The organism is Hallerella porci (assembly GCF_003148885.1).
GTDB classification, from domain to species: domain Bacteria; phylum Fibrobacterota; class Fibrobacteria; order Fibrobacterales; family Fibrobacteraceae; genus Hallerella; species Hallerella porci.
In genome coordinates, this window is record NZ_QGHD01000004.1 from 84624 (window position 1) to 95109 (window position 10486).

The following is a 10486-nucleotide window of genomic DNA, read 5'->3' on the forward strand; positions in this document are numbered from 1 at the left end:
ATTTCAGGCTAAATTTTCCAGGTCTGCAGAAGTTTATTCACCGACGCAATGCGGCTTTTTTCTTCATCGGTCCCGTGAAACGCCTTAAAAAGAAGGTTGCGATATTCCATCAATGCGGTGCGAATAATGACTTTTTCTTCTTTTTTTAGCATAGTGAACCTAAGTTAAAATAATTCCGAGAAATTCGAACTTACAAAAAATTACTTTTTACGTTTTTGTTTTCCGTTAAAGTAATCCATTTGACGCGTCGAACCGAGAACAGCGTGCCACAGCGGACTATCCGGTTTAATTTTACGGCGTTCGCTCACCGCAAAATCGATTGGCACGTGAGTAAATTTGCCATTCATGCTGCCGACGACCATATTCGTCTTGCCCGCCATCGCAGCGTGCACAGCATTTTCTGCAAGTTGATAGCAGAAAATCGCATCGGTTCCTTTCGCGGGAATACTGCGCACGGTATAACTCGGATCAAAATATTTGATGTTGATTTCCATGCCGATTTTTTTGAAATGTTCATCGATTTTTTCGACTAGATAATCGCCGATGTCATATTTCAAAATATTGCCCGATGCATCTTTCCGTTGTGGAAGACCTTTGAACAAATGTTGGCCAGCGCCTTCGGCGACTACGACAACCGCATGCGTTTTTCCGATGGCATAACGATTTTCAAGAGCGTTGAAAAGTCCGCCTTCGCCTTCCAATTTAAAAGGCACTTCGGGGATTAAGCAGAAATTCACCACCGTCGTAGCAAGTGCTGCGTCTGCAGCGATAAATCCAGAGTCGCGGCCCATAAGCTTTACCAAACCGAGGCCGTTATAAGCGCCATTTGCTTCGCAGTGAGCGCTGTTAATCACCGCACAAGCTGCGAGCACAGCCGTTTCGAAACCGAATGTTCTATCGACCAAGTTCAAATCGTTATCGATTGTTTTCGGAATGCCGATGACCGAAATCGGTTGATGTCTGCGTTTGATTTCGTTCGCAATATCGCGGGCGCCGCGGAGAGTACCATCGCCGCCGATGCAGAAGAGCATATTGATATTCAAACGCATTAACGTATCGACCATCACTTCGGCGCTTTGTTCTCCACGAGAACTGCCGAGGATTGTTCCGCCGTCTTCTTGAATGTTGTCAACGATATCCGGGTCTAAAATTTTCGGCGCATAACCGTATTCCGGATTGAGTCCGCGGTAACCATACGGAATTCCGAAAATATTGCGGACACCGTAATCAAACCAAAGCACGCGAACGAGACTTTTAATCACGTTGTTTAATCCCGGGCAAAGACCGCCGCAAGTCACGATTGCAGCGCGCGTCCAAGACGGATCGTGATAAATCATTTCACGAGGACCTGCCGCTTCCAAAGAAGGAATCGCTTTCCCGAGTTTCACAAATTTTTCCAAGGCGTCGACATCCGTAGCGAGACTCACCCGCCTAGAATCATCGACAAATTTGAGTCCCTTCATCGGGGAAACAAGTGTTGCCTTGCCAACTGTTTCGATGGAAAGATCGTAGCTGTCCGGATTTTCGAGAATATCTTCTTTGGTCATAAAAGCCTCGCTTTCTTTTCTCAATTTAGCAAAAGAGTGTAAAAAAGGAACTATTCTAAGCGTTAAGAACGAAAAATTTAAGCGCTGAATGAATCAAAAATGTTTCTTAAATGTTGATTAACGGCAAATGCAATTTTGTGCGCAATCCTGGATTTGCATTTTCAATTTCAATTTTCATATTCGTTTTATCGCAAAGTTTTTTCACCATCGAAAGTCCGATGCCCGTGCCCGCCGTCGTCCGAGTCATTTCATTGCCGACGCGGTAAAATTCTTCGAAGACGTGATGCATTTCTTTCTGCGGAATTCCAGGTCCGTAATCGCGGACAACAAAATAAACATCGTTTTCGGTAACGCGCAATTCGAGAGCAATCATTTTATACGAAGATTCGCGGGCAAATTTCAGCGAATTGTCCACGACGTTCATCAAGATTTGCATGACCGCATCTTTGTCGAGCATTAACTGCAAATTGCAAATGTCGCTTGTCACCGTCAAATCGAATCCGTTCTTTTCCACATTTTGCGCATAAGTTGCGACGAAATTATCGAGAATTGTCTTCGGATTGATTTTCGTAAATTGCACATTCCAGTTGCCACGTTCAAGCTTCGAAAGATTGAGCACATTTTGAATTAAGCGCGACAAGCGCTCTGTTTCGCTCACGATTAAACCGTAATATTTTTGCCGTTTTTGTTCATTGGCAACCCAAGAATTTTGAAGCAATTCCGCATACATACGAATCGCCGTCAGCGGAGTTTTTAATTCATGACTCACCGCCGAAACAAAGTCCTGTCGTTTATTCGCTAACGCCAGTTGGCTTTTCGTCGAACGATAGACTGCGATGAAACCGCCCGCGAGAGCTGCAAACATAATGAATCCAATGACGATTAAAAAGACGCTACTGCGACTCGAACTGTCTTCGGTCAAATGCACCGTGAGCTGCATTTCGTTTAACGGAAATTGCAGCGGAATTTCAAGCAAAATGCCGCGCGTATTCGCCTTCGATCCAAATGTCACAAATGATTTTTGACGGCTACCGAATTCGAGAGTAATTCCTTGTTCCGCAGGATTAAATTGTAATTCGTTGACGACTAAATTTTCGAGATATTGCCGCACGCGCACTGCGTAACCTTGAATAAATTGTTCATTATTCCGCCACACATTGCGATAATAAACAATGTAATTCTCATTAAACTTGGCTTGGAACGGATCGATTTCCACTTCTAAAATATTCGGAATTTGAATGGAATCGTCTTCGGTTTCTTCCACTCCATTTTCCGAAATGCGCCGGATGCGCGCTGATTCGACATCGAATAAAAAACTTTCTGTCTGCGAACTTTGTTCGTAACGCCGCTGAAATTTTTTGGAATCATTTAATTTCACAGCGAGCTTTAAATTTTTTCCATAAAGCCTATCCAAACTGTCCTGCGTACTCGCTTGCACTTGAGTTCGGCTTAAGCCTTCGTTGTGAATTCCCAACTGCTTTAACACATTCTGAATGCTGTCGCGGACAATTTCTCGTTTTGTGCGATCTTCAACGGGAATTTTTTCCAAAATGCCATCGGGAAGAACGGGCGTGTGCATACCGCCATCGGGATCGAGCTGAAAGTAGCCAATCATTCCACCGTAATGACTGCGAATCGGCATTTCCGCGAGCTTTGAAATCGTCACTTCTTCGCCGCCGATAATGGGAACCGCCCGAATAAAACGATATTCCGAATAAGAACGTTGCTCTTCCACTGCTAAATCATCGTAAATACGCTGATTGAGCATTTGCAAAATAAAATACGCTTGTTCCTTATACGCGTATTGCGATTCCGTTTCAAAATGTTTATACGAATTGACTAAAAGGATCGCGACGGGAATCGCGATCACTAAAAATAAAAACGTAAAAATGAGCTTGAGCCGGTTCATCAGTCCGGTGTTTCTCGCAGTTGATAACCTTCTCCGCGGAATGTTACGAGCAAGCACGGATGCGCCGGATCATCTTCAATTTTTTTGCGGAGCTTTGTAATGTGAATATCCACCGTCCGCGTATCGACATTTTCTGCGTTTTCGTAGCCCCAGACTTTGTTCAAAAGTTCTGCACGCGGCACAGCGCGGTCGCGATTCGCCCACAAATATTCCAAAATTTCAATTTCTTTGCGGGTAAACGAAAGCTTTTCCGAACCGCGGAAACCGTTATATTCGCGGAAGCTCACGCGGAGATTTCCTGCAACCAATTTTCCATCGCTTTCCATCACCTGACGCGAACGGCGAAGTACTGCTTCGATGCGAGCGAGTAACATCGGCACCGCAAACGGCTTTGGCACATAATCGTCTGCGCCATATTTCAGTCCATCGATGATATCTTTATCCGTATTCTTCGCCGAAAGAATAATAATCGGCACATCTTTATCTTTTTCGCGGATTTTATCGCAAACGGTAAAACCATCCATTCCCGGGAGCATTAAATCCAAAAGGATAAGCCCATACATTCCGCTTAAGCCTTCGTTCAATCCCGAAATGCCGTCGGCGACATGCTTCACATGATAACCTTGAAATTCCAAAAGATCGACAAGACCTTCTGCAATCGCAATTTCGTCTTCGATGACGAGGATGGTTAAATTCGTATTTTTCTTATCCATGCGAAAACTCCGAGAAATTAAAGGGCAAATCCAACGCCTGCTTCCATGACGAACGATGAAGCATCCACTTCGGAATCATAATCGATACCAAAGTAATACTTTCCGTTAATGTAAGCCGCAATCGGAATAATCGGCAACTTGGCGCGCACACCCACGAGAATGTGTCCGCCGAGATTCGTATTCAAACCTTCATCTTGCAATTCATCCGAAAGGTCGCTCGCGAGTTGCTTCATTTGATCCGGAGTCACCGTTCCGCTAGCGAGTGCCGTTTGCAAATCCCCTGTAATTTTATCGGTATATTTCTTGATATACTTCGTCGTCATCACCGGCGTGCTCAAATAATAGGTAATGCCGCCGCCGATATACGGACGAATAATAGGGAGGCAAGTAATCGGATAAGTAATTGAAATGTCGCCGTTCATCGCAATAAATTTCGGCGAAGCTTTGCCGAACGGCACCCCATCAAATTCGAGTTCAATGTCTTGTTCATTTTTAATGGCGCCATCGGGACCTTTTATCGTGAGCGAAGAACTGTAAGAACCCCACTGCAAGTTATAAGTCGCTTCGACATCGATAATCGGGAGGAAATCAATCCACAGTTTTAAACCAAAACCCTGTAAACTGCTAAACGAGCCGTGACGATATTCGACGCTGCCGAGAGAAGTTGCTTTGCCATCGGCATCGGATCCCGATAAATTCATCAAATGTTCATTTTGAACCGCATCCATACTCGTTCCAAAATTCGGCGCATAATGAAAGCCAATACCGATCAAAGCGAAAGACGGCGAAATGCACAGCGCAAAAGCCGCTGCAAGCAGTTTCAAATTCATACCGAGAACTCCTAAATAGGGTAAGGGTTACCCCCAAACTATATTAAAATGTTAAAAAACGAAAATATTTTTTGCATTTATCCGCATTCTTCGCCAAATTTGTCACATTTTTTGCATTAAAAAACGCCCCGCAATGGGGGCGTTTTTCTAGACTGCTTTTCCTTTTATGCTTGCGCTTGAATCGAAGTTAATGCAATCGTGTAAACGATATCTTCAACGAGCGCGCCGCGAGAAAGATCGTTCACCGGTTTTGCAAGACCTTGAAGCATCGGACCGACAGCGATTACGCCCGGAGCCGAACGTTGCACCGCTTTGTAACAAATATTTCCCGCAGAAAGGTCGGGGAAAATGCAAACGGTTGCTTTGCCCGCAATAGCGCTTTCCGGCGCTTTGAGCTTTGCCACATTTTCCGTCGTCGCCGCATCATACTGCAGCGGTCCATCCACCGGAATATCGGGGCGAGCTGCGCGAATTGCCTGCGTCGCATTGACGACCAATTCCACATCGTCGCCTTTGCCACTTTTCCCGGTGCCGTAGCTGAGCATCGCAACGCGAGCCGGAATATTGAAAGCCTTTGCCGTATCGTAACTCTGAATAGCGATGCCCGCTAATTCTTCGGAAGTCGGGTTCAAATTGATTGCGCAATCGCCAAAGACATATGTCTGCGACGGCAAGCAAACAAAGAAGACCGAGCTAATCGACTTCACTCCCGGAGCGCATTTAATTACTTGCAAAGCGGGACGAACGGTATCAGCGGTCGAGTGCACGGCGCCCGAGACAAGACCATCGACTTCGTTCTTTTTTAACATCATCGTGCCGAGGAAAACCGGATCTTGCAAAGTCAAGCGCGCTTTTTCTTCGGTCATGCCTTTTGCTTTACGGAGTTCCACCAAAAGCGGCACATATTTTTCGGCCAATTCTGCGGACGGTTCAATGATTTCAAAACCAGCAGGAATTGTCAAATTCTGGCGAGCAGCTTCGGCTTCGACATCGGACTTTTTCGCAATCAAAACGGGGATTGCGATTTTCCGTTCGTAAACTTCGACGGCAGCTTTGAGAGTGCGCGGTTCGGCGCCTTCCGGAAGCACAATGCGTTTTAAATTCCGCGAAGCGAGCTTCAACAAATTGCGACGGAATTCTGCCTGCGAAATGCGATGTTCCGTTTCGGATGCGAGAATTTTTTTCACCGCTTCTGCGTTCATCGAATCGCCGTCTGCGCAAACAAATGCGACGCGAGCTTTTTGCAACGTAAAATCCGCAGCAACAAGAGCGCCGGCTTCATCCGAATCGGCGACGAGAATAACATCGGCATCCAAAGCCGCAGCGATTTGAATATTCACCCATTCAGCGCGGGCGCTTTCGGCAAACGAAACGCCGGTAACGACAAGCGCTTCTGCCGAAGATTCCTGCACAATTCCCACCAATTCTTCCATCGCAGCATCCGCTTCGACAGAACGCAACGCAGCCGGAACCTTTTCCGACGCAGCAAAAGACGCCACAGAGGCGGCTTCTTTTTTCACAATTTCGAGAACAGAACCTGCTGCTTTCGCAAGGTCAATTCCAGCGGCTGCTGGCGCAACCAAAAAAACATGTTTCATTTTCTTCTCCATTGAGTTTTTCATTATTATAGCTAATTCAAAATGCAAAAATGCATATCAATTCAAAAAATTTTCATCTGTAAAAGCTCATTTTGTGAGAACTGCAAACGAAGCGTAAATTGATTAATTTTTTAATAGCTGCAAGCAAGAAATTTCACCTTAATAAATCGCACAAATTCATTAAGGATAGTAGAAAAATTTAAGCAAAAGTTTCAAAATAGCGTTTAATTTTTTATATTCAAATCGGGATTGATATGCTGAATCAGATTTAAAAATCTGATGCTCTACGCCGGTGCGAAGCGTGAAGACACAATTCTTGTGAACGCCGATATTCAAAGAAGCAATCGCAGTCGGCTTTTATTTTTCCTGCATATCGTCATCGCATTTCTCGCCGTTCTTTCCATTTTCGCTCTGACCAATTCCGAGCTCATCGAACAACGAAAAATTTACATTTCCTTGTTGCTCATCGAAGGCGTTTTAGCGCTCATCAATCATCACTTTACCCAAACTCGCCCCTTTCTTTTAAATCTAACGATTGAATTATTTTTGTCCTCGCTTTTAATTTATGGAATTATTTTAGGCGTCTTTTTAAATCCCACCGAATATTCTACATCCTTTGTCGCCTTCATTCTCACTCTTCCCATTTTATTTTTACGTCGACCGATTGTCGCCATCGCTCAAATTTTACTCTTCGTTTCTTTATTCATTTTTTTAGTCGTGCAAGTAGAAAGTCCGAATGTCGTCTTCGGCGATGTTTTGAACGCTACCGTTTTTGGTGCAGGCAGTATTGTTTTATCAACGTACATTATGAAAACGATGATGCAAAATCAGATTTTAAAATTCAAAACCGCTCGCATCGCCAACGAAGATCAACTGACCGGACTTTTAAACCGCAACTGTTACGAAACGCAACTGAAAAATTATCCGAGTCTTTGCACGAAAACTTTATCGTGCATTTACATCGATGTCAACGGACTCCACACTCTCAATAATCAAAAAGGGCACGAAGCCGGCGATAAAATGCTCCGATTTATTGCGAAAGAATTTCAAATGCGTTTCGGGAAAAATCACACTTATCGCATTGGCGGCGATGAATATGTCGCCTTTGCAATGGATTCGAATAATTCGACGATTGCGCAAAAAATTCAAAAATGTGTTCAACAAGTCAAATCCCAAAATTATCATGTTGCCTGCGGTTACTTTACTGCGCCCGCAGAAAATCTCGACATTAGCGAATTGATTAAGTCCGCCGAATCCAATATGTACACCGCCAAATCAGAATATTATTCCAAATTTGGCGTCGCACAACGAGGCTTCCGCGAATAATCGCTAAATGTCAAATAATTTATCGGGAAATTCTTTGGAATTGCGAAGCGATAAAATTTCAATGTTCAATGCCGTTTCAATTCCTGCTGCGAGAATTTTAATCGTCACCCGTTTCAGTTGATCATTCGCATCGTAAACAAATTCCATTTGACTCGAACTTTCCGCATTTTGCGTTTCCAATTTTTCAAAGCGTTTCTTTTTGGCATTGTAAAATACAACCGCCGAATCGCCGCGAATTTGATAAATGTCATCCGTAATTTTTTGCGGTTCTTGCCACTTTCCCGAATCTAGCGGATTAAAGAGAGCGTATTTCTGCGTTTCTAAAAGTTCACCTGTATAATTTGAAATTTTCACTTGTTTTGTTTTTAGATCAACCGTTTTCATTTTTTGATGATGAATAATTGTCCGCGTTTCCACAAGTGGCGTTTTCATTTCGGAATAAATTTTATCCGCTCCTTTTTGCACATGCAAAATTTTCATCGTCTGCGAAGTCGGAATCGCATCGGATTGCATGCTCACTTCCAAACTCAATTCCAATGAATCTTTTGGAATCGAATTTTCACACAATTCCGCTTTTACTTTTTCCAAAGTTAAAGCATTTGAAACGCCCATCAAAAGGGCAATCCACAACAGAATTTGTTTCATTTTTTTCCTCCTATTTTTAGGTTTTTCTAATCCTTCACGCAACGGAGTGACATGCGATATAAACTATTGAAAGGCGTTATATCTTGTTCAATTTTAACGGAATAAATCATCCCATCTGACATCGGAGTGGATGTCCAAAAAAGGGCATCAAATTTATAAAATTCAATATGATTTTTTCCAATATATGCACCACCTAATAAAGCAGAAAATCCACATTCATCATTTCCTGTTCTATAACTACTTGAAATGGAATCATTACGAAGTCGATTTGCTGATTTCTGATTATATCCGTCCCCAATTTCATTAACTAGAATATCCCATTCAGCAAGAGATGGCACATGCCAACCAGCAGGACATACGCTTGCGACTAAATTTTCATCGAGTTCTGCTAAGCCGTCGCCATTTTTTTGCAAAGAATAAAAGCGTCCGTAAGTATCGCAAAATCCGTTTAAGCTATCGTAACAAACGCTATATTCTGCATTATATTTCAAATTTTCCGCCATCCAAATTTGATCGCCTATCGTCGTATATTTGTAAACTTGTCCATCGCGCTCATCGATAAATGTGCCGCGGCCACTTTCCGGGCAAACATCTCCTGCAGAAAATCCAGCGCTTGAATCCGAACAGGCAAAAATGAAAATCGACATAACTGTGAGCATAAAAATTCCAAAAAACTTTTTCATCATTACTCCTTAATGCAGCGAATGGAAATTTTACCCCCTAACAGATTTACATATCCCACACTACTTTCAACATAAATATTACGATTATAATAATCTACATCACTATTAAAATTCGGCGTAGATACAAAATTTGCATCTATTCCAAACCGTTCTGGCGCTACAAAATTTAATGCATATCCAGCAGGTAATACATTAAAGCCACATGCATCTATTCCTGATTTACGCAAATATCCCCAATATGTTTGGCTTTTTAATCTTTCAGCCGCAAGCTCTTCATCACCATTTCCCATTACCTGAATAAGAATATCCCAATCCTCTTCTGAGGGAATTTTCCAACCTGTAGGACAAACGGACGCTACTAAATTTGAATCTAATTGTCCAAATTCTTCATTTTTCATCAAAGAATAAAATCTTCCAAAGATTTCACAGAAATTATCAATTCCTTCATAGCAATAACTATGTGGCGAATCGTAATTTAAATTTTCCGCCATCCAAATTTGATTGCCAATCGTCGTATATTTGTAAACTTGTCCGTCGCGGTCATCGATAAATGTGCCGCGTAAATTTTCCGGACAAATGCTCGCCGCATCAAAGTCGCTTGCGCTGCTGCTATTTTCGGAGCATGCAACCGCCCAAAGGCAAATCGCCAACAGTCCAAACCTCAAAATAAATTGCATAAATTTTCCTTAGTGAAAAAGTTCCCAGGTTAAAATTTTTCTAATCCTTAACGCAACGGAGTGACATGCGAGCAAAATTTACTGACAACGAAATTTCATTTTCTACATGAATCGAATAATAATATTCATATCTCGGTGTTGTTGTCCAGAAAAAAGCATCAAAGTCTAAATAAACTTGAAAACTGTCATCAAAATAAGCTCCGGCAGGTATAGCAGAAAAGCCACATTGGTTGTTTGGAGTTTTACCCCACTCCCAAGAATTTTCTTTTTTTATTACTTTAGCCGATTCTTTATTATTCATTCCACCCACTTCATTTATCATCGTTTCCCATTCGGCAAGCGAAGGCACATGCCAACCTGCAGGACATACGCTTGCGACTAAATTTTCATCGAGTTCTGCTAAGCCGTCGCCATTTTTTTGCAAAGAATAAAAGCGTCCGTAAGTATCGCAAAATCCGTTTAAGCTATCGTAACAAACGCTATATTCTGCATTATATTTCAAATTTTCCGCCATCCAAATTTGATCGCCTATCGTCGTATATTTGTAAACTTGTCCGT

The 10486-nt window shown here is 42.7% G+C and carries 11 protein-coding genes; 1 reads left to right on the forward strand and 10 read right to left on the reverse strand.

Annotated features, from left to right (window positions below; genetic code table 11):
- Positions 1–8: 8 nt before the first annotated feature.
- From B0H50_RS13260 to pta, 6 genes are all read right to left on the reverse strand, one after another.
- Positions 9–152 (reverse strand): hypothetical protein, encoded by a 144-nt coding sequence (locus B0H50_RS13260; protein ID WP_158256428.1) that lies wholly within the window; start codon positions 150–152, stop codon positions 9–11.
- A 48-nt stretch (positions 153–200) separates the two neighbouring features.
- Positions 201–1547: an ATP-dependent 6-phosphofructokinase gene (locus B0H50_RS03495; protein ID WP_106197863.1), complete on the reverse strand. Its 1347-nt coding sequence runs from the start codon at positions 1545–1547 to the stop codon at positions 201–203.
- 106 nt (positions 1548–1653) lie between these two features.
- On the reverse strand, positions 1654–3417 hold the full coding sequence (locus B0H50_RS03500; RefSeq protein WP_233244490.1) for a sensor histidine kinase: 1764 nt from the start codon (positions 3415–3417) through the stop codon (positions 1654–1656).
- Between the two features lie 38 nt (positions 3418–3455).
- Positions 3456–4169, reverse strand: a complete 714-nt coding sequence (locus B0H50_RS03505) for a response regulator transcription factor (protein WP_106197865.1) — start codon at positions 4167–4169, stop codon at positions 3456–3458.
- 17 nt (positions 4170–4186) lie between these two features.
- Positions 4187–4999, reverse strand: a complete 813-nt coding sequence (locus tag B0H50_RS03510; protein ID WP_106197866.1) for a hypothetical protein — start codon at positions 4997–4999, stop codon at positions 4187–4189.
- A 164-nt stretch (positions 5000–5163) separates the two neighbouring features.
- A complete protein-coding gene (gene pta, locus B0H50_RS03515; protein ID WP_106197936.1) occupies positions 5164–6597 on the reverse strand; it encodes a phosphate acetyltransferase in 1434 nt (477 codons plus the stop codon).
- A 279-nt stretch (positions 6598–6876) separates the two neighbouring features.
- On the opposite strand from pta, the gene B0H50_RS03520 reads away from it, so the two are divergent.
- Positions 6877–7923, forward strand: coding sequence for a GGDEF domain-containing protein (locus B0H50_RS03520; RefSeq protein ID WP_106197867.1), 1047 nt, complete (start codon positions 6877–6879; stop codon positions 7921–7923).
- Positions 7924–7926: 3 nt separating this feature from the next.
- Here the strand turns inward: B0H50_RS03520 and B0H50_RS03525 are convergent, their stop codons facing one another.
- The 4 genes from B0H50_RS03525 to B0H50_RS13265 form a co-directional block, all read right to left on the reverse strand.
- A complete protein-coding gene (locus tag B0H50_RS03525; RefSeq protein WP_109587256.1) occupies positions 7927–8568 on the reverse strand; it encodes a hypothetical protein in 642 nt (213 codons plus the stop codon).
- Between the two features lie 26 nt (positions 8569–8594).
- Positions 8595–9251, reverse strand: coding sequence for an FISUMP domain-containing protein (locus tag B0H50_RS03530; protein WP_158256429.1), 657 nt, complete (start codon positions 9249–9251; stop codon positions 8595–8597).
- A 2-nt stretch (positions 9252–9253) separates the two neighbouring features.
- Positions 9254–9928, reverse strand: coding sequence for an FISUMP domain-containing protein (locus B0H50_RS03535; RefSeq protein ID WP_106197870.1), 675 nt, complete (start codon positions 9926–9928; stop codon positions 9254–9256).
- Between the two features lie 40 nt (positions 9929–9968).
- The coding region (locus B0H50_RS13265) for an FISUMP domain-containing protein (RefSeq protein WP_269843922.1) at positions 9969–10486 on the reverse strand (518 nt) is incomplete at its 5' end.

Excerpts from the sequence above, each read along its gene's own strand:
- B0H50_RS03505 (WP_106197865.1), bottom strand. The coding sequence starts at position 4,169 with ATGGATAAGAAAAATACGAATTTAACCATCCTCGTCATCGAAGACGAA.
- B0H50_RS03535 (WP_106197870.1), bottom strand. The coding sequence starts at position 9,928 with ATGCAATTTATTTTGAGGTTTGGACTGTTGGCGATTTGCCTTTGGGCG.
- B0H50_RS03495 (WP_106197863.1), bottom strand. The coding sequence starts at position 1,547 with ATGACCAAAGAAGATATTCTCGAAAATCCGGACAGCTACGATCTTTCC.
- B0H50_RS03510 (WP_106197866.1), bottom strand. The coding sequence starts at position 4,999 with ATGAATTTGAAACTGCTTGCAGCGGCTTTTGCGCTGTGCATTTCGCCG.
- B0H50_RS03520 (WP_106197867.1), top strand. The coding sequence starts at position 6,877 with ATGCTCTACGCCGGTGCGAAGCGTGAAGACACAATTCTTGTGAACGCC.
- B0H50_RS03525 (WP_109587256.1), bottom strand. The coding sequence starts at position 8,568 with ATGAAACAAATTCTGTTGTGGATTGCCCTTTTGATGGGCGTTTCAAAT.
- B0H50_RS13260 (WP_158256428.1), bottom strand. The coding sequence starts at position 152 with ATGCTAAAAAAAGAAGAAAAAGTCATTATTCGCACCGCATTGATGGAA.
- B0H50_RS03530 (WP_158256429.1), bottom strand. The coding sequence starts at position 9,251 with ATGAAAAAGTTTTTTGGAATTTTTATGCTCACAGTTATGTCGATTTTC.
- pta (WP_106197936.1), bottom strand. The coding sequence starts at position 6,597 with ATGAAACATGTTTTTTTGGTTGCGCCAGCAGCCGCTGGAATTGACCTT.